This window comes from Pseudomonas gregormendelii (assembly GCF_017114825.1).
In the GTDB taxonomy this organism is placed as follows: domain Bacteria; phylum Pseudomonadota; class Gammaproteobacteria; order Pseudomonadales; family Pseudomonadaceae; genus Aquipseudomonas; species Aquipseudomonas gregormendelii.
Genome location: NZ_JADEVO010000030.1, coordinates 33,391 through 52,525 on the forward strand (window position 1 = coordinate 33,391; position 19,135 = coordinate 52,525).

Here is a 19,135-nt window from a genome sequence, read left to right on the forward strand (position 1 = left end):
GCGCATGACGACGTGAGCCCGGTGTAAAGAAGGAACCCCTGACCTGCCTGTATCAAGGGCCCCAAAACTGGTTGGGCTCGTCGCTTGTGCGGTGTGAGCCCGGTGTAAAGAGGGGAATCCCCGGCCTGCCTGTACCAAGGTCCCCGAAACTGGGTAGTGAACTGATTCACTGAATGGACTATTGCAGGGGGCGTGCCAGTTTTTAACAAGTTGAAACAGAAAGTCGCATTGAAACGTCGAAAGCCCCGTATTCCGGGGCTTTCGTGTTTTTTCGGTCAGGGTTCGATTGCGAAAGCAGGCGGGGTTTTAAATCAGCATTTGTGCGCGATTGCGGTTCACGGTGCATTCAGTCGGTGCACGATGGCGCCAAAAGCATCGCGGGCAAGCCCGCTCCCACAGGGTCCAGTGTTGTTCACGCATTCGTGAAAACACCGGATTCACTGTGGGAGCGGGCTTGCCCGCGAATGGATCTATGTAGCGACGATGATTTATAGGGTATTTAGCCCTCTTCCCCCTCATCATCATCCCCACCATCAACCTTCATCCCCAATTCCTTGATCTTGCGAGTCAGGGTATTGCGCCCCCAGCCCAGCAATACCGCGGCATCACGCCGGCGGCCAGCCGTGTGCTTGAGGGCGGTCTCGATCATGATCCGTTCAAACGCCGGCACCGCGCTGTCGAGCAGGCTCGACTGGCCACGGGCCAACGCCTGGTCTGCCCACTGGCGCAGCGCCTGCTCCCAGTTGGTCACCGGGGCCGAATCCTGAGGCAGGTTCAACAGTTCCGGCGGCAGGTCGCTGATGTGCACTTCGCGACCGGAAGCCATCACTGTAATCCAGCGGCAGGTATTCTCCAGCTGACGCACGTTGCCGCCCCACGGCAGGTTCTTCAGGTACTCCTCGGTCTCGCTCTTGAGCAGCTTGGGCTCCACTGCCAGTTCCCGGGCTGCGCGGGCAAGGAAGTGTTTGGCCAGGGTCGGGATGTCTTCGCGACGGTCCGACAGTCGTGGAATGTGGATGCGGATGACGTTGAGGCGGTGGAACAAGTCTTCGCGGAATTTACCCGCGTGCACCAGGGTTTCCAGATTCTGGTGAGTCGCGGCGATGATTCGTACATCCACCTTGACCGGGGTGTGACCCCCTACCCGATAAAACTCGCCGTCGGCCAGGACCCGCAGCAGGCGAGTCTGGGTGTCTGCCGGCATGTCACCGATTTCATCGAGGAACAGCGTGCCGCCATCTGCCTGTTCGAAACGCCCGCGACGCAGGTTGGCGGCGCCGGTGAAGGCGCCTTTCTCATGGCCGAACAACTCGGATTCCATGAGGTCCTTGGGGATTGCCGCCATGTTCAGCGCGATGAACGGCGAGGCTGCCCGTGGGCTGTGACGATGCAGGGCGTGGGCGACCAGTTCCTTGCCGGTGCCCGATTCGCCGTTGATCAGCACGGTGATGTTGGAGTGGCTCAAGCGTCCAATGGCGCGAAACACTTCCTGCATCGCCGGCGCTTCGCCGATGATCTCCGGAGTGCGGGTCAGGGTCGGGACGACTTCAAGACCTTGCTGCTCCTGGGCGTGCTGGTTCGCCCGCTTGACCAGCGATACGGCTTCGTCGACGTCGAACGGTTTTGGCAGGTACTCGAACGCGCCGCCCTGATAGGACGCGACAGCGCTGTCCAGATCGGAGTGAGCGGTCATGATGATCACTGGCAGCCGTGGGTGCTGTTCGCGAATCCGCGCCAGAAGGTCCAGACCGCTGGCGCCGGGCATGCGAATGTCAGAGATGATCACGTCCGGCTGCTGGCGCGCCAGGCGGCTCATCACGCCATCGGCGCTGTCGAAGCTTTGCGTGGTCATGCCTTCCTGCTGCAAGGCTTTTTCCAGGACCCAACGGATAGAACGGTCGTCATCGACGATCCACACGGTTTCACTACGGCTCATGTCGATGTGGCTCCTTGTTCCAGTGGCAGAAAGATCGAGAAGGTGGTGTGGCCTGGGTGGCTGTCACACTCGATCAGGCCCTGGTGCTGGCTGATGATGTTCTGGGTAATGGCCAGGCCCAGCCCGGTACCGTCCGGGCGGCCGCTGACCATGGGAAAGAAGATGGTTTCCTGAAGTTCCGCCGGTATGCCTGGACCGTTGTCGATGATCTCGATCTTGGTGACCAGGCGGTGACGCACGTGGCCGATGGTGAACTGGCGCATGGCCCGGGTGCGCAGGCTGATGCGGCCAAGGCGCAGCTCATTCTGGCTGCTGATGGCCTGCATCGCATTGCGCACGATGTTCAATACCGCCTGAATCATCTGCTCACGATCAATCAGGACATCGGGAATGCTTGGGTCATAGTCGCGCACCAGGTTGATGCAACCCTGGCTTTCGGCTTCCACCAGATGGCAGACCCGCTCGAGCACTTCGTGAATGTTGCACATGGCCAGCGATGGCAGCTTGTTCGAGCCGAGCATGCGATCCACCAGGTTTCGCAGGCGATCGGCTTCTTCGATGATCACGTTGGTGTAATCGCGCAGGCTTTCTTCGGGCAGTTCACGGGCCAGCAGTTGCGCTGCGCCACGAATCCCGCCCAGCGGGTTCTTGATCTCGTGCGCCAGGCCACGCACCAGCATCTTGCTGGTCTCCTGTTTCGACAGCTGTGCCTCTTCCTTGGTGATGCGCAACAGGCGATCGCGCGGGTGGACCTCGAGCAGCAGCAGGGTGTCGCCGTTGGAGAGGATCGGCGTCACTGCGTAATCGACAGTCAGGGTCTGGCCGGTGAGGGCAGTAAGCATCGCTTCACGCTTGGTGAAAGGGTGAGCCTGTTCAACAGCCTGGCGCAGGGAATTCAGCGCTTCGGTGGATTCGGTGAACAATTCACTGATGAATTGCCCGTGACTGCGCTGCCCGCTGATTGCCAGGAGCATTTCTGCCGCCGGGTTCATGTACTCCAGGCGCAGCTGCGCGTCGAGCAGGATGGTGGCGGTAGTCAGGTTGTCGAGCAGCAAGCGGTGCAGTGCGTCGCTAATGGTCATCAGGACCTCTTTTGGAGCAGGGCGTGCGCAAGAAAAAAGCGTTTGTTACTGGAAAATGCAAAAACCAAACCAAGGCTCTGAAAAGAAGCGTCGATCGCCTGAAACAGGCGTTTGACGCTCTTTTGCGTGGCGTTTTGCCAGCTTTGACGGGTAGTTTCGAACCAAAATGGGATGAGAAGTGGGTAGTGCGCCTCTACGCGCACCAATATAGTGCGCAAGCGGGCTGAGGGCTAAAAGAACTTCAGGAAGGGATTTTTTTCCTCTTCGGGTTTGTCCTTGAGCGGGCACTCCGGGCGCTGGCCGAAGTCGGAAAGGGCGCAGGGTTTGACCTGGCGTTTCTGGGCAAGGGAAATTCGCAGCATGTGAAAGGGTTGATTGGCGGTGCGCTCTACTGTGCGGCCTTGCTGGTCGAGGATTTCAACGGACAGGTTGTGGCTGCCGCGGTCGACATTGGTCAGGGCAAAGACCGGGCTGAGGCCGGGTTCGGCGGTGGGTTTGCCGTCCAGCAGCAGGCGGTAGCGGTGACCCCGTTGCAGGCCGGGCTCGCTGGTCACACTGACGATCAGTTCACCGGCGCTGCTGCGCAGCGTGGCGTCAGGTTCGGGTACCAGCACCCTCAGCAGGTCGTAGCGATAAAGAGGGGGGGCTTCGGCTTGTGGTCGGGGGGGCGCCGGTTTGGCGCTGCCCGGATTGGCGGACATGCGATTACCCGGCGCCAGCGGTACGCGCTTGGCGTTGCCGGAGCCGGGCTGATCGGTGAAGACCCGATTGCCCTGGGCATCGACGTAGGTAAATATTTCGGCCGGCGCGGGCAGCGCAACCAGCAGCAGTCCGGCCAACAGCCACCCTTTCAAGGCTTGTGCACTCGCTGCACGGTGAAGGTCACGGTCGGGCTTTGCTGCACGACGTTTTCCCCGCTGATCACCTGTACCGCCAGGCTGTGGGTGCCACGATCGATGTTTACCAACTGCAGCGCTGGCACGTTGCCAGGCTGGCCGTAGGGCTGTTCATCCAGCAGCAGCCGGAACAGATGCGGGCCCCGCAGGCGCGGCTTGATCAACACGTTCACGGTGAATGTGCCGTTGTTGGCGCGTAACGCTTCGCTGGTGGGCAGGTTGGTCAGCTCCAGCACCTCGTATTCGCTACTCGGCTGCTCGTCAGTTACGGCGTCAACAGGCGGCGCAGCAGGTGCTTGTGATTCGACGCTGTTTAGCGGAGGTAGCTCGACCGGCTGCGCCACGACGCCATCGGGCGGTTGGTTGCTGTAGGCGGTGTTGCCGTTGGCGTCGGTGTACTTGTAGATCTGCGCTGCAGCGGGCAGGGCGATCAGCAGCAACATCAAAAGAAAACCACGACCCATAAAATCGACCAGAAGCGAAGGCGTTGGGGTGCAGCATAGGTCAGGGCTGGCGCTTGACCCAAGTCGTTAATAGTTGGGTGTGGCCAAGTGGATCAAAAGATCGCAGCCTTCGGCAGCTCCTACGCGCCTGTGGGCGCTGCCGAAGGCTGCGATCTTTTGATCTTGTACGCATAAAAAAGGCCTCCCGAAGGAGGCCTCTTTTTGTCACGCCGCGAGTGCTAGCGCTACCGGATCAGCAGCTGTAGTACAGCTCGTATTCCAGTGGGTGTACGAAGGTGCGGACCTTGATTTCTTCTTCGCTTTTCAGAGCGATGTAAGCGTCGATGAAGTCGTCGGAGAACACGCCGCCTTTGGTCAGGAACGCGCGACCTTTGTCCAGCTCTTCCAGGGCTTCTTTCAGGCTGCCGCAAACTTGTGGGATCTCTTTGGCCTCTTCAGGCGGCAGGTCGTACAGGTTTTTGTCAGCTGCGTCGCCAGGGTGGATCTTGTTCTGGATGCCGTCCAGGCCAGCCATCAACAGTGCAGCGAAGCCCAGGTACGGGTTGGCTGCTGGATCCGGGAAGCGGGCTTCGATACGGCGAGCGCGCGGGCTCGACACGTAAGGAATACGGATCGAAGCGGAACGGTTGCGAGCCGAGTAGGCCAGCATGACCGGTGCTTCGAAACCTGGGACCAGACGCTTGTAGGAGTTGGTCGACGGGTTGGTGAAGCCGTTCAGGGCCTTACCGTGCTTGATGATGCCGCCGATGAAGTACAGGGCGGTGTCGGACAGGCCGGCATAGCCTTCACCTGCGAAGGTGTTCTTGCCATCTTTGGCGATGGACAGGTGAACGTGCATACCCGAGCCGTTATCGCCGTACAGTGGCTTAGGCATGAAGGTCGCGGTGCGGCCGTAGGCGACAGCAACGTTGTGTACGCAGTACTTCAGGGTCTGAACTTCGTCAGCCTTGGCCACCAGGGTGTTGAACTTCACACCGATTTCGTTCTGGCCGGCAGTCGCCACTTCGTGGTGGTGAACTTCGATGGTCAGGCCCATTTCTTCCATGGCGTTGCACATGGAGGTACGGATTTCGTGGTCGTGGTCGAACGGTGGAACCGGGAAGTAGCCGCCTTTGATACCTGGACGGTGGCCATGGTTGCCGCCTTCGATGTCCTGGTCGGACATCCACGAACCTTGCTCGGAGTAAATCTTGAACATCGAGCCGGAGATGTCGGACTTGAACTTCACTTGATCGAAGATGAAGAACTCTGGCTCCGGGCCAACGAATACGGTATCGCCGATACCGGTCGACTTCAGGTATTCCTCGGCGCGGTGGGCGATGGCGCGCGGGTCGCGGTCATAGCCTTGCATGGTCGACGGGTCGATCACGTTGCAGACCAGGATCAGCGTTGGGTCTTCGGTGAACGGGTCGAGAACGGCCGTGCTGTCGTCTGGCAGCAGGATCATGTCGGAGGCTTCGATGCCTTTCCAGCCAGCGATGGAGGAACCGTCGAACATTTTGCCTTCTTCGAAGAAAGCTTCATCCAGCGCGTCGCGAGCCGGCATGGTCACGTGGTGCTGAGTGCCTTTGGTGTCTGTGAAGCGCAGATCAATCCACTTGACGTCATGATCTTTGATGAGTTGAACCGACTTCGACATAGTGTCCTCCGGGTGGCTTCGGGCTTTGGTAGTGGATGGCCCTTGGAATGTGGGTGATGCCGGCGCGAATACTCTGCCAAGGCAACCTGCCTCACAAGGGAGCAAATTGCATGCCAGTGCCCCAGCATGGGTTTTTCGCCCCAAATTCACGCTTATATAGATGTATGGCGTTCAGAAACGGCAAAACTCGCCCCGTTATGTGGCGCATAATCACACAAATGACCCGTTTTGGTGCGCGTCGAAGGTTCTGCATATTAACTGGTTAAACCTTGAGCAATTTCCGCTATAATCCGCGCCCCCCTTTTTCGGCTGGCCCAGCGCGCGCTGTTTTCATGAAACTAATCGTAAAAGTCTTCCCCGAGATCACCATCAAGAGCCGCCCGGTACGGATGCGTTTCATCCGCCAGTTGGCCAAGAACATCCGCACCGTGCTCCGCGACCTGGACCCGGCCGTGGTGGTGAACGGTGTGTGGGACAATCTCGAGCTGGAAACCCGCGTGAGCGAGCCCAAGGCCCTGAAGGAGATGACCGAGCGCCTGAGCTGCATGCCGGGCATTGCGCATTTCCTGCAGGTCGACGAGTACCCATTGGGTGACTTCGACGACATCGTTGCCAAGTGCAAGCTGCACTTCGGTGACGCCCTGGCCGGGAAGATTTTTTCGGTGCGCTGCAAGCGCGCCGGCAAGCATGAATTCAGCTCCATGGATGTCGAGAAATACGTCGGCAGCCAGCTGCGTCGTCAGTGCGGCGCCGCCGGAATCTCGCTGAAAGAGCCGCAAATCGAAGTTCGTCTCGAAATTCGCGACAAACGGTTGTTCGTGATCCACAACCAGCACAACAGCATCGGCGGTTATCCGCTGGGTGCCCTGGAGCAGACGCTTGTGCTGATGTCCGGTGGCTTCGATTCAACGGTGGCCGCCTACCAGATCATGCGCCGCGGGCTGATGAGCCATTTCTGCTTCTTCAACCTGGGCGGGCGGGCCCATGAATTGGGGGTGATGGAGGTCGCGCACTTCATTTGGAAGAAGTACGGCAGCTCCCAACGCGTGTTATTTGTCAGTGTGCCGTTCGAGGAAGTACTGGGAGAAATTCTCGGGAAAGTCGATAACAGTCATATGGGCGTAGTTTTGAAGCGTATGATGTTGCGCGCTGCTTCCCGTATTGCCGATCGGCTGGAGATCGAGGCGCTGGTCACCGGTGAAGCGATTTCCCAGGTGTCGAGCCAGACGCTGCCGAACCTGTCCGTGATCGACTGCGTGACTGACAAGCTGGTCTTGCGACCGCTGATCGCCAGCCACAAGCAGGACATCATCGATCTGGCCAACGAAATCGGCACGGCCGATTTCGCCAAGCACATGCCGGAATATTGCGGGGTCATCTCGGTGAACCCCAAGACCCACGCCAAGCGTCCGCGCGTGGAGCACGAAGAGAAAGAATTCGACATGGCGGTTCTCGAGCGTGCGCTTGAGAACGCCAAGCTGGTACCGATCGATCGCGTGATCGACGAATTGGGCCAGGACTTGCAAATCGAAGAAGTCGGCGAAGCACTGGCAGGTCAGATCGTCATCGACATCCGTCATCCGGATGCCGCTGAAGACGAGCCGCTGGACCTCGCGGGCATTGAGGTACAAACGATGCCGTTTTATGCATTGAACGCTCGTTTCAAGGAACTGGACCCTACTCGCCAGTACCTGCTGTATTGCGACAAAGGCGTGATGAGTCGCCTGCATGCCCACCATTTGCTCAGTGAGGGGCATGCCAATGTGCGCGTTTATCGACCGAGCTAAGAGCCCGGGGCTGTTTGCCTGTGGCCTGCGTCACCGGCCCCCCGACTCTGCCGTCAAGCTGTAACGGCAAGGCCTGACTCTACTGTTAATCGCTGCCAAGACTTGTCAGCACACCGAATCCTCTGATCGAGATACACAAGTGATCGAAAATCTACGCAACATCGCCATCATTGCTCACGTTGACCATGGTAAAACCACCCTGGTAGACAAACTCTTGCGTCAATCCGGCACCCTGGAGCGCAACGAGCTCAACGACGAGCGCGTGATGGACTCCAACGACCAGGAGAAAGAGCGCGGTATTACCATTCTGGCGAAAAACACCGCCATCAACTGGAACGGCTACCACATCAACATCGTGGACACCCCGGGCCACGCCGACTTCGGCGGCGAAGTTGAACGCGTAATGTCGATGGTTGACTCCGTTCTGCTGCTGGTTGACGCTCAAGACGGCCCTATGCCGCAAACCCGTTTCGTGACCAAGAAGGCTTTCGAAGCCGGCCTGCGTCCGATCGTGGTCATCAACAAGGTTGACCGTCCAGGCGCACGTCCGGACTGGGTTCTGGACCAGATCTTCGACCTGTTCGACAACCTCGGTGCCACCGAAGAACAGCTGGACTTCAAAGTCGTCTACGCCTCGGCCCTGAACGGCATTGCCGGTCTGGATCACACCGACATGGCTGAAGACATGACTCCGCTGTACCAGTCGATCGTCGACAACGTACCAGCACCGCAAGTTGACCGTGACGGCCCGTTCCAGATGCAAATCTCGGCACTGGACTACAACAGCTTCCTGGGCATTATCGGCGTTGGCCGTATCGCTCGTGGTCGCGTCAAGCCGAACACCCAGGTTGTTGCGATCGACGCTGACGGCAAGCGCCGTAACGGCCGTATCCTGAAACTGATGGGTCACCACGGTCTGCACCGCGTTGACGTTGAAGAAGCAGCTGCCGGCGACATCGTCTGCATCAGCGGCTTCGAGTCGCTGTTCATCTCCGACACCCTGTGCGACCCACAGAACGTTGAAGCGATGAAGCCGCTGACCGTTGATGAACCAACCGTTTCGATGACCTTCCAGGTTAACGACTCGCCGTTCTGCGGCCGTGAAGGCAAGTTCGTCACCAGCCGTAACATCAAAGAACGTCTGGACAAGGAACTGCTCTACAACGTTGCCCTGCGCGTTGAAGAAGGCGACACCGCCGACAAGTTCAAGGTCTCCGGCCGTGGTGAGCTGCACTTGTCCGTACTGATCGAAACCATGCGTCGCGAAGGCTTCGAAATGGGTGTTGGTCGTCCGGAAGTGATCATCCGCATGGTTGACGGCGTGAAGCACGAACCGTACGAAAACGTGACCATCGACCTGCCGGAAGAATCGCAAGGTTCGATCATGGAGCAGATCGGTATCCGTAAAGGCGACCTGACCAACATGGTTCCGGATGGCAAGGGCCGTGTGCGCCTTGAGTACAACATCCCGGCACGTGGCCTGATCGGTTTCCGTAACGAGTTCCTGACCCTGACCTCCGGTGCAGGCATCCTGACCTCGATCTTCGACCGTTACGACGTGATGAAGTCCGGCGACATGTCCGGCCGTCAGAACGGCGTGCTGGTTTCGGTTGCTACCGGTAAGGCTCTGACTTACTCGCTGGAAACCCTGCAAGCTCGCGGCAAACTGTTCCTGGGTCACGGTGAAGACGTGTACGAAGGTCAAATCGTCGGCATCAACAGCCGCGACAACGACCTGGGCGTCAACCCAACCAAAGGCAAGAAGCTCGACAACATGCGTGCTTCGGGTAAAGACGAAACCATCGCTCTGGTTCCGCCTATCCGTTTCACCCTGGAACAAGCTCTGGAATTCGTTCAAGAAGACGAATTGTGCGAAGTCACTCCTAAGTCCATCCGTCTTCGTAAGAAGATCCTGGGCGAAAGCGAGCGTACCCGCGCTGCCAAGAAGTCCGGTAACTAAGTCATTTAGTTAGCAGACAAAAAAACGCCCCCGATCGCGAGATCGGGGGCGTTTTTGTTTTGTCTGGAGAAAAAATCAAAAGATCGCAGCCTCGTTTCACTCGACAGCTCCTACAGGCGTACACATAACCCTGTAGGAGCTGTCGAGTGAAACGAGGCTGCGATCTTTTCGGCGTTAGAATTTCTCGAGGGTGCGACGGCTGCTACTGGTCTCGCGCACCACTTCCTTGGGCTTGTAAGCGCAATACCCCGGCCGCGGCCCGATCTTGGGGTGATTGCGGCAAGTATCCGGGCGCTTTTCATAAATAGTGCACAGACGGCTCTTACGATCCAGATACAGGCAATCGTTGTTGCTCATGCGCTGGAGGGTGAAGATCTCGGTCTTCTGGCTGTAGCGCTCGACGATCCCTTCCTTCTGCAGACGCTTGGCAATGTTCTTCGCCGGCTCGCCGCGCTCGAATTCGTCGACGATGCCGATCCGGATCAGGTCCTTGATCTTGACCTCGACAGGCAGGGTGCAGCAGCTGGACACACAAGAGCCGCACATCGGTGCAGAATACTTGGCCCAGGTATCGAGGCGATCGATCTCCGCAGCGGCGATCAGGTTGGGTTTCATCATCGGTTGTTACCAGCGTGTGCATCAGGGCGCGCGATCATACCGGGACTGGTGGATTTTTGAACAACCTTTCGCCAGTTTTTTTCCAGCGCGGCTGATCGGCTTCGGTAATCCGGCACGGGCCCTGCATTCTTTCCGGCATACGACAAGGTATTGTCGACCTATCTCGCACTAACGGGAAAAACTGCCGAACCAGACTCTCCACGGCCTGTCAGACCGTCTAGGCTCAACTACTCCACGCTCGCTCGAGGTCTTATCGATGACTCAAGAACCACTTGTTCGCGAAGCAGAGGTGGCCGCATTCCGCGACGCCGTCTTGACCAAACTCACCTACGCGGTGGGCAAAGACCCGGATCACGCCTTCGACCACGACTGGTTCGAAGCCATTGCCCTGGCGGCGCGCGATCACATGGTCGAGCACTGGATGGATCACACCCGGCAGATCTACCGTAAAGGCCAGAAGCGTGTTTATTACCTCTCGCTGGAATTCCTCATCGGCCGTCTGCTCTATGACAGCCTGAGCAACCTCGGCCTGCTTGATGTTGCGCGCGAAGCGCTGACCGAGCTGGGTGTCGACCTTGAGCGTATCCGCCTGCTGGAGCCTGACGCGGCGCTGGGTAACGGCGGCCTCGGGCGCCTGGCCGCGTGCTTCATGGAAAGCATGTCGACGCTCGGCATCGCCGGCCATGGCTACGGAATTCGTTACGAGCATGGTTTGTTCCGCCAGGCCATCGTGGATGGCTGGCAGCAGGAGCAAACCGAGCATTGGCTGGACTTCGGCAACCCGTGGGAGTTCGAGCGCCCGGAGGTGGTTTACCCGATCGGCTTTGGTGGCAGTGTCGAGACCGTCACTGACGAGAACGGCAAGACCAAGCAGGTATGGACACCCGTGGAAACCGTTCGCGCCATTGCCTACGACACCCCGGTTGTCGGCTGGCGCGGGGCGAGCGTCAACACTCTGCGGCTGTGGCGCGCCCGCGCCATGGAAGATCTGCACCTGGAACGCTTCAACGCCGGTGACCACCTGGGCGCCGTTGCCGAGGTTGCCCGGGCCGAAAGTATTTCCCGTGTGCTTTACCCGGCGGACAGCACCGAAGCCGGTCAGGAACTGCGTTTGCGCCAGGAATACTTTTTCGTTGCCGCCTCCTTGCAGGACCTGCTGCGCCGCCACCGCAACATGCACACCTCGGTGCTGACCCTGGGTGACCACGCGGCGATCCAGCTCAACGATACGCACCCATCGATCGCCGTAGCCGAGCTGATGCGCCAACTGGTCGACGTCTATGACGTGGCATGGGACGCTGCATGGCAGGTGACGGTCGATACGCTCTCGTACACCAACCACACGCTGCTGCCCGAGGCGCTGGAGACCTGGCCGGTCGGCCTGATGGAGCGCATGCTGCCGCGACACATGCAGATCATCTACCTGATCAACGCCCAGCACATCGACTCGTTGCGGGCCAAGGGCATACACGACTTCGACGTGTTGCGCGCGGTGTCGCTGATCGAGGAAGACAATGGCCGCCGCGTGCGCATGGGCAACCTGGCGTTCCTCGGTTCCCATAGCGTCAATGGCGTGTCCGGCCTGCACACCCAGCTGATGCGCAAAACCGTGTTCTCCGAGCTGCACAAGCTGTACCCGGAGCGGATCAACAACAAGACCAACGGCATCACCTTCCGCCGCTGGCTGTACCAGGCCAACTCCGAGCTGACTTCAATGCTGGTGGATGCCCTGGGACCGGACCTGCTGGACAACCCGGAAGAACGCTTGCTGGAGCTGGAACCGTTCGCCGAGAAAGCCGCCTTCCGCAAGGCGTTCGCCGAGCAGCGTCTGCACAGCAAGAAGGCCCTGGCCTACATCATTCACGAGCGCCTGGGTATCGCCGTCAACCCGGCGGCGATGTTCGACGTGCAGGTCAAGCGGATCCACGAGTACAAACGCCAGCTGCTCAACCTGCTGCACACCGTGGCGCTTTATCAGGCGATTCGTGCCGAGCCGGAAACCGACTGGATACCCCGGGTGAAAATTTTCGCCGGCAAGGCGGCCGCCAGTTATCACCAGGCCAAGTTGATCATCAAGCTGACCAACGACATCGCCCGTGTGGTCAACAACGACCCGACCGTGCGCGGTCTGCTCAAGGTGGTGTTCCTGCCCAACTACAACGTCAGCCTGGCGGAAAGTATTATTCCGGCGGCGGACTTGTCGGAGCAGATTTCCACGGCGGGCTTCGAGGCGTCGGGTACCAGCAACATGAAGTTCGGCCTGAACGGCGCGCTGACCATCGGTACCCTGGACGGTGCCAACGTGGAAATGTGCGAGCGCATCGGTGCCGAGCACATGTTTATCTTCGGTCTCAGTGCCCAGCAGGTTGAAGCGCGCAAGCAGAACCACGAGTTCAATGCGACGCCGGACATCGCAGCGTCCCATCGACTCAACGATGTGCTGCAGGCGATTCGCGGTGGGGTGTTCTCGCCGGATGATCCATCCCGTTACGCGGGCTTTATCGATTCGCTGATCGACTACGACCGCTTCCTGGTCTGCGCCGATTTCGACTCCTACTGGGACGCGCAGATGCGGGTCGAAGCGCATTGGCACGATTCCAACGAATGGTGGCGTTCGGCGGTGCTGAACACCTCGCGGATGGGCTGGTTCTCGTCCGACCGGACGATTCGCGAGTACGCCACAGATATCTGGAAAGCGTTGGAGTAAGTAGCCGCCCGGCTGGATATAATGGCGCCGAAAAGATCGCAGCCTTCGGCAGCGCCTACAGGGGGACGTATTCCTGTGTAGGCGCTGCCGAAGGCTGCGATCTTTTCGTGTCGGGCTGCGCTAATCTTCCCGGATTGGCCACTGCGCTTAGGGATATCGACCATGCAATGGATTTTCATGCTCATAGGGCTGGTGCTCGGCTGGGTGCTCGACGAGTCGTTCGGCGATGCGCTATTGGGTGCGTTGCTCGGCCTGGGTATCGGGCAGGCCATTCGTATCGGCCGTCTGGCCTTGCAAGCCACCGAGCAACAGTTGCAGTTACAGAAGGCGCAAGTCGACCTGCTGGCGCTGCAGCAACGCCTGGCTTCGCTCGAAACGTCCGGCATGAGGACGCCGCAGGCACCGGAGCCTGCTCCTGAGTTCATTCTTGACGACATCCCTGTTGAAGCGCCCGAACTTGTCTGGGAGCTTCCACCCGAGCTCGAGCCGATTACCGTCGCAGCCTCTGAAGCGAGGCGTCCGCCGCCCGTCGATGCCTGGAGGGCCGCACCGGTCGCCCGCGAACCCCTGGAGCCAGCGATTCCACGCGGCCCCAACTTCATCGAACGGGCTATCGATGGTGCCCGTGCCTGGTTATTCGGCGGCAACACCGTGCTGCGGGTCGGCGTGGTGCTGTTGTTCCTCGGGCTGGCGTTCCTGCTGCGTTACGCCACCGAAGGCATGGTAGTGCCGATCGAGTTGCGGTACGCCGGGGTGGCGGCGGCTGCTTTGAGCCTGCTTGGGCTGGGTTGGTGGTTGCGCACACGCAACAATAACTACGCGCTGATCCTGCAAGGCACCGGGATCGCGGTGCTGTACCTCACGGTGTTCGCCGCAATGCGCCTGCATCCGCTGCTGGACCCGACTGCGGCCCTGGGCCTGCTGGTGGCGGTGACAGTGTTTTCCGCCATCCTCGCCATCAAGCAGGACTCCCTGGGCCTGGCCGCCGCTGCGGCACTGGGCGGTTTTGCCGCGCCACTGCTAACCTCGACCGGCGCCGGCAGCCACGTCGCGCTGTTCAGTTACTTCGCGCTGCTCAATGCCGGCATCCTCGCCATCGCCTGGTTCAAGGCCTGGCGGTTACTCAACGTGATCGGCTTCGTTGGCACTTTCGGTATCGGCTTCACCTGGGGCTTGCGTTCCTATACGCCGGAGCTGCTGTGGAGCACCGAGCCGTTCCTGATCCTGTTTTTCCTGATGTACCTGGCCATCGGCCTGCTGTTCGCCCGTCGCAAATTGCTGGAGATGAGCGACACACCCGAGGACGACAGTCGCGATGCGCTGTTGCGCTGGTCGGCGCGCAAGGGCGATTACGTCGACGGCACCCTGCTCTTCGGCCCGCCGCTGGTGGGCTTTGGCCTGCAGTTTGTGCTGGTCCAGCATCTGGAGTTGGCCGCTGCGTTCAGTGCCCTGGCATTGGGCATGATCTACATGGGCCTGGCCCGTTGGCTGATGGGGGGCCGGGCGCTGTTGTTGGCGGAAACCTGCCTCGCCCTCGGGGTGATCTTCGCCAGCCTGGCGATTCCCCTGGGGCTGGATGCGCGCTGGACGTCTGCGGCCTGGGCTATTGAGGGGGCCGGTATCCTCTGGCTCGGCCTGCGTCAGCAGCGAACATTGGCCCGCGCCTTTGCCTTGCTCTTGCAGCTGGGCTCGGCGCTGATGTTTCTCAGCGAGCTGCGATTCGGTGACAGCAGTTTGCTCCAAGGCGCACCGCTGGGCGCGTTGATGCTTGGCGCGGCGTTGTTGTTCAGCTTCCACCAATTGCGCACAGCCTCTGCTGCGCACACTGCACCTTGGGAACGTCAGGGGCTGCCGGTGCTCGCGGGCCTGGGGCTGATCTTCCTCTATCTGTTGGCGCCGCTGTTTTTCCTGACCCAGGGCACGGCGATCAGTTGGGCGCTGGCCGGCCTGGCGACCTTGGTTGTCGGCCTGCGCCTGCAGTCGCGCACGTTCCTGTTCATGGCATTTGCCGTGCAGTTGCTGGGTGGCGCGGCTTTCGCGCTGTCGGCTGCAGGATTTTTCGCTCAGTTCGCCAGCGAAGGCTTGCGTCCACTGGCGCACACCGGGTTCTGGACGCCAATGGTTTTGGGCCTGGCAGCGTTCGTCGGGGCCTGGTGCCTGCAGTTCGGCAACCCTGCAGCGAGGTTCGGTGCGTTCAGCCTGAAGCGGTTGGCTGACGTATTGCTGGTGTGGGGCGCGGGTTGGTGGGCGATCGCCTGGGGTATGGACATCCAGCGTTTCGCTGCAGTGGACCTGCAAGCGACGTTGCTGCTGGCCGTCCTGGCGGTGAGCGTCGCGCTGTGGACGGTGCTTGCTTTGCGCCTGCAGTGGGCCTCGCTGGGGTTGCTCTGTCTCACGCTGATACCTGCTGCCGCCCTGGTGCTGCTGGACGCGCTGCATGGCCGTTTTCATCCGGCTGCCGATTTTGGCTGGCTGGTGTGGGTCGCGGTGTTCGCCGTGCATTTCATCTCGCTGCGGCGACTGGCTGCGCGGGTGCCCGAGCGCGCACTCGGCATCGCCCACGTGCTCGGCTGCTGGCTGCTGATTGGCGTGCTGGCCCTGGAGTTGCGCTACGCCTTGCTGCTGTTGTCCGAGCAGTACAATGCCTGGCGCTGGCTGGGTTGGGCGATTCTGCCGAGCGTCTACCTGGTGCTGATGGCGGTACCGCGCAGTTGGCCATGGCCGGTGGCGGCCTATCCCCGCGAGTACCGGGTCTATGCGGCCGCACCGCTGGCGCTGCTGATGCTTGGCTGGTTCTGGTTGGCGAACAGTGTCAGCGACGGATCGGCCGACCCTTTGCCCTATGTACCGTTGATCAATCCGCTGGAATTGGGCCTGTTGTTTGCGCTGTTCGGCGTATTTATCTGGGCGCGCAGTGCAGTGGCGCAACTGGCGCTGCGCAGCAACTACTTCCACCAGGCTGCGCAAATGATCGCAGGCGTCTCGCTGTTCGCCTTCTTCACCGTCCTGGTGATGCGCACCGCCCATCATTGGGCTGGCGTGCCATTCCAGCTCGATGCATTGCTTGAATCCATGCGGGTGCAGGCCGGGCTGTCGATCGTCTGGACCTTGATGGCACTGAGCCTGATGATTGGTGGTCACCTGCGCCATCGTCGCGAGGTCTGGTTGATCGGCGCCGCGCTGATCGGTGTGGTGGTTGCCAAGTTGTTCTTTGTTGAGCTGAGCAACCGTGGCGGGTTGGCGCGGATTGTGTCTTTCATTGGAGTCGGGGTGTTGCTGCTGGTGGTGGGCTATTTCGCCCCGCTGCCGCCCAAGCGCGCCGAAGCTGCGGCGGAGGCGGATAAACCGGCCCCGCAAACCGAAGGAGTTTCGTCTTGAGTCAGAAGCTGAGCCTGGGTTGGTTGGGCGTTGTTGCGCTAGGCGTGACGCTGTCGGCCGGCGCCCAGGAAAAACCGGCAGACTTCAGCACCCAGGTGCCGTTGTCAATCAGCGGCGAGGGGCCGTGGTATCGCCTTGAGCTACCGATGAGCGTGCAATTGAATGCACGCCAGACCGATCTTGCAGATGTACGGGTGTTCAATGCCGCAGGCGAGCCCCAGGCCTATGCCCTGGCTCGGGAATCGGCGCAGGCCAGCGAGAAGCCTGTGCTGACCGACGTGAAATGGTTCCCGCTGTACGCCTCCGCCGACTCCACTGAGCGCGCTCCGAGCGTGAAGGTGCGGTCGAGCGGTGACGGTACGCTGGTGGAAGTGCAACCAGCCGGTCAACTTGAAGCGGGCGAAGAAGTGCTGCGCGGCTGGTTGCTGGATGCCAGCGGAATCAAGGCGCCCCTGCAGCAGTTGATACTCGACTGGACCAGTGAGCGCGATGGCTTCCAGCGTTTCACCATTGAGGCCAGCGACGACTTGCAGCACTGGCAATCCTGGGGAGAAGGGCAGGTGGCTCGGCTGACCTTTGCCGACGAGCGGGTGGAGCAGCGTGAGGTGGGGTTGCCGGGGCAATCGGCGCGTTACCTGCGCCTGCTCTGGAACACGGCGCAGTCGGCGCCTGTCCTGACCTCGGCGCAACTGGAAAGCGCCAGCGGGCGCAGCTTGCCGCTGCCGTTGGTCTGGTCGCAGCCGTTGGGCGCCAGCAGCGCCAAGGCCGGTGAGTACATCTGGCAGTTGCCGACGGGGCTGAACGTGGAGCGCATCCAGATCGAGTTGGATCAGGCCAACAGCCTGGCGCCGGTGACGGTGTCCGGGCGTCGGGAAAGCAGCTTGCCGTGGCGGCCGCTGGGCAGCGGTTTGTTGTACCGCCTGACCCAGAATGGCCAGGATGTGGTGCAGAACGAGTTGCAGTTGGCCGGGCAGACCGTCCAGCAGTTGAAGCTGGTCGTCGACGAGCGCGGCGGTGGCTTGGGCGCGCAGGCGCCGACCCTGAAATTTGCCGTGCGCTCTACGCTGCTGGTGTTCCTGGCACGCGGGGAGGGGCCTTACACCCTGGCGCTTGGCAGTGCGACGGTGAAGGCGGCGAACCTGCCGTTGTCGACGCTGATCCCGGATTACAGCGCGCAAAAGTTGGCGGCGCTGGGCAAGGCTTCGGTAGATGCTGGAGTGGTCGTGGTGCCGACGTCTACGGTGACCACTGCGGCCACCGCCGCCACCGACTGGAAGAAATTCGGTCTTTGGGCGGTGTTGCTCTTGAGTGTGGTGTTTCTGGCGGCGATGGCGTTCAGCCTGTTGCGCAAACCGCCGGCGAACTCCTGAGAATGGCCGGCGCTGCGCGCCGGATCGCGAGCAAGCTTTGCTCCCACAGGATCAGGGAAGTCCTGGGGGATTGGGCCTGACTGATGGCGCCTGTGGGAGCAAGGCTTGCCCGCGATGGCGCTCGCAGAGTCGGCAAAAATCTTCCGCCAAATCCTGCAGGATTCGAACTACGCTAAACCCCGCGCATGAACTCTATTGGGCATCTCACGTCTGATAGGAGGAAATGCGCCCCGACTCGCGTTAAACTGCGCGGGTTTCCCGCCCCCCCATTCCACCGGAGCCTTCCATGTCCCGCGTTACCCTGAGTCGCTATCTGATTGAGCAGACCCGCAGCAACAACACTCCTGCCGATCTGCGTTTCCTGATTGAAGTGGTGGCGCGCGCTTGTAAAGAAATCAGCCACGCCGTATCCAAAGGCGCCCTGGGTGGTGTTCTGGGCAGCATGGGCACTGAAAACGTCCAGGGCGAAGTGCAGAAGAAACTCGACGTGATCTCCAACGACATCCTGCTCGAAGCCAACGAATGGGGCGGTCACCTGGCCGGCATGGCGTCCGAGGAAATGGACAATGCCTACCAGATCCCGGGCAAATACCCGAAAGGCGCCTACCTGTTGGTGTTCGACCCACTGGACGGTTCGTCCAACATCGATATCAACGCGCCAGTCGGCACCATCTTCTCGGTACTGCGTTGCCCAACTGAATACCTGAGCCAGAACGAAGCCCTGAACGAAAAGGCCTTCCTGCAGCCAGGTACCCAGCAGGTTGCGGCCGGTTACGCGATCTACGGCCCGCAAACCATGCTGGTGTTGACCCTGGGTGACGGCGTCAAGGGCTTTACCCTGGACCGTGAAATGGGCAGCTTTGTCCTGACCCATGAAGACATCACGATTCCTGAAAGCACCCAGGAATTCGCGATCAATGCCTCCAACCAGCGTCACTGGGAAGCTCCGGTACAGCGCTACGTCGACGAATTGCTGGCTGGCGATGAAGGCCCGCTGAAAAAGAACTACAACATGCGCTGGGTTGCCGCGATGGTGGCCGATGTGCACCGTATCCTGACCCGTGGCGGCCTGTTCATGTACCCACGCGACAGCCGCGAGCCGTCGAAGCCGGGCAAACTGCGCCTGATGTATGAAGCCAACCCGATGTCGTTCCTGGTGGAACAGGCCGGCGGCGCTTCCACCGATGGTCACCAGCGCATTCTCGACATCCAGCCAGAAGGCCTGCACCAGCGCGTAGCGGTGTACCTGGGCTCGAAAGAAGAAGTCGCCCGCGTTACGGCTTACCACAAGGAATAAC

The 19,135-nt window shown here is 60.5% G+C and carries 13 protein-coding genes; 7 read left to right on the top strand and 6 right to left on the bottom strand.

What is annotated here, in order from left to right:
- Nucleotides 1-499: 499 nt before the first annotated feature.
- The gene (gene ntrC, locus IMW75_RS19540; protein WP_205893494.1) at nt 500-1,936 is read right to left on the bottom strand and encodes a nitrogen regulation protein NR(I); all 1,437 of its coding nucleotides are present in this window, start codon (nt 1,934-1,936) and stop codon (nt 500-502) included.
- Complete coding sequence (gene glnL, locus IMW75_RS19545) at nt 1,933-3,018, bottom strand: nitrogen regulation protein NR(II) (RefSeq protein WP_045061994.1); 1,086 nt, start codon at nt 3,016-3,018, stop codon at nt 1,933-1,935. Before glnL ends, ntrC begins: the two co-directional genes overlap by 4 nt.
- 23 nt (nt 3,019-3,041) lie before the next feature.
- On the opposite strand from glnL, the gene IMW75_RS19550 reads away from it, so the two are divergent.
- On the top strand, nt 3,042-3,245 hold the full coding sequence (locus IMW75_RS19550) for a hypothetical protein (RefSeq protein WP_205893495.1): 204 nt from the start codon (nt 3,042-3,044) through the stop codon (nt 3,243-3,245).
- Nucleotides 3,246-3,248: 3 nt separating this feature from the next.
- Here the strand turns inward: IMW75_RS19550 and IMW75_RS19555 are convergent, their stop codons facing one another.
- From IMW75_RS19555 to glnA, 3 genes are all read right to left on the bottom strand, one after another.
- On the bottom strand, nt 3,249-3,872 hold the full coding sequence (locus IMW75_RS19555) for a DUF4124 domain-containing protein (protein ID WP_205893496.1): 624 nt from the start codon (nt 3,870-3,872) through the stop codon (nt 3,249-3,251).
- Nucleotides 3,869-4,378 carry a DUF4124 domain-containing protein gene (locus IMW75_RS19560; RefSeq protein ID WP_205893497.1) on the bottom strand — a complete coding sequence of 170 codons (510 nt, stop codon included), beginning with the start codon at nt 4,376-4,378 and terminating at the stop codon, nt 3,869-3,871. The genes IMW75_RS19555 and IMW75_RS19560 overlap by 4 nt, the downstream gene beginning before the upstream one ends.
- Before the next feature lie 232 nt (nt 4,379-4,610).
- Nucleotides 4,611-6,017: a type I glutamate--ammonia ligase gene (gene glnA / locus IMW75_RS19565; protein WP_045061991.1), complete on the bottom strand. Its 1,407-nt coding sequence runs from the start codon at nt 6,015-6,017 to the stop codon at nt 4,611-4,613.
- A 332-nt stretch (nt 6,018-6,349) separates the two neighbouring features.
- Here glnA and thiI point away from each other — a divergent pair, with 332 nt between their 5' ends.
- Together thiI and typA are read left to right on the top strand one after the other, a co-directional pair.
- Nucleotides 6,350-7,804, top strand: coding sequence for a tRNA uracil 4-sulfurtransferase ThiI (thiI, locus tag IMW75_RS19570; RefSeq protein WP_045061990.1), 1,455 nt, complete (start codon nt 6,350-6,352; stop codon nt 7,802-7,804).
- Between the two features lie 139 nt (nt 7,805-7,943).
- Nucleotides 7,944-9,764 carry a translational GTPase TypA gene (gene typA, locus IMW75_RS19575; protein ID WP_045061989.1) on the top strand — a complete coding sequence of 607 codons (1,821 nt, stop codon included), beginning with the start codon at nt 7,944-7,946 and terminating at the stop codon, nt 9,762-9,764.
- 174 nt (nt 9,765-9,938) lie between these two features.
- Here typA and IMW75_RS19580 read toward each other — a convergent pair whose 3' ends face one another.
- The gene (locus tag IMW75_RS19580; protein WP_045062033.1) at nt 9,939-10,379 is read right to left on the bottom strand and encodes a YkgJ family cysteine cluster protein; all 441 of its coding nucleotides are present in this window, start codon (nt 10,377-10,379) and stop codon (nt 9,939-9,941) included.
- A gap of 259 nt (nt 10,380-10,638) precedes the next feature.
- Here IMW75_RS19580 and IMW75_RS19585 point away from each other — a divergent pair, with 259 nt between their 5' ends.
- From IMW75_RS19585 to IMW75_RS19600, 4 genes are all read left to right on the top strand, one after another.
- A complete protein-coding gene (locus IMW75_RS19585; protein ID WP_205893498.1) occupies nt 10,639-13,089 on the top strand; it encodes a glycogen/starch/alpha-glucan phosphorylase in 2,451 nt (816 codons plus the stop codon).
- A 162-nt stretch (nt 13,090-13,251) separates the two neighbouring features.
- Entirely contained in the window at nt 13,252-16,467 is a 3,216-nt protein-coding gene (locus IMW75_RS19590; RefSeq protein ID WP_205893499.1) for a DUF2339 domain-containing protein, read from the top strand.
- On the top strand, nt 16,464-17,837 hold the full coding sequence (locus IMW75_RS19595) for a DUF3999 domain-containing protein (protein WP_205893500.1): 1,374 nt from the start codon (nt 16,464-16,466) through the stop codon (nt 17,835-17,837). Before IMW75_RS19590 ends, IMW75_RS19595 begins: the two co-directional genes overlap by 4 nt.
- Before the next feature lie 286 nt (nt 17,838-18,123).
- Nucleotides 18,124-19,134: a class 1 fructose-bisphosphatase gene (locus tag IMW75_RS19600; RefSeq protein WP_045061985.1), complete on the top strand. Its 1,011-nt coding sequence runs from the start codon at nt 18,124-18,126 to the stop codon at nt 19,132-19,134.
- Nucleotide 19,135 lies beyond the last annotated feature (1 nt).

Coding starts and splice junctions, on each gene's coding strand:
- ntrC (WP_205893494.1), bottom strand. CDS start 1,936: ATGAGCCGTAGTGAAACCGTGTGGATCGTCGATGACGACCGTTCTATC.
- glnL (WP_045061994.1), bottom strand. CDS start 3,018: ATGACCATTAGCGACGCACTGCACCGCTTGCTGCTCGACAACCTGACT.
- IMW75_RS19560 (WP_205893497.1), bottom strand. CDS start 4,378: ATGGGTCGTGGTTTTCTTTTGATGTTGCTGCTGATCGCCCTGCCCGCT.
- glnA (WP_045061991.1), bottom strand. CDS start 6,017: ATGTCGAAGTCGGTTCAACTCATCAAAGATCATGACGTCAAGTGGATT.
- thiI (WP_045061990.1), top strand. CDS start 6,350: ATGAAACTAATCGTAAAAGTCTTCCCCGAGATCACCATCAAGAGCCGC.
- IMW75_RS19580 (WP_045062033.1), bottom strand. CDS start 10,379: ATGAAACCCAACCTGATCGCCGCTGCGGAGATCGATCGCCTCGATACC.
- IMW75_RS19585 (WP_205893498.1), top strand. CDS start 10,639: ATGACTCAAGAACCACTTGTTCGCGAAGCAGAGGTGGCCGCATTCCGC.
- IMW75_RS19590 (WP_205893499.1), top strand. CDS start 13,252: ATGCAATGGATTTTCATGCTCATAGGGCTGGTGCTCGGCTGGGTGCTC.
- IMW75_RS19600 (WP_045061985.1), top strand. CDS start 18,124: ATGTCCCGCGTTACCCTGAGTCGCTATCTGATTGAGCAGACCCGCAGC.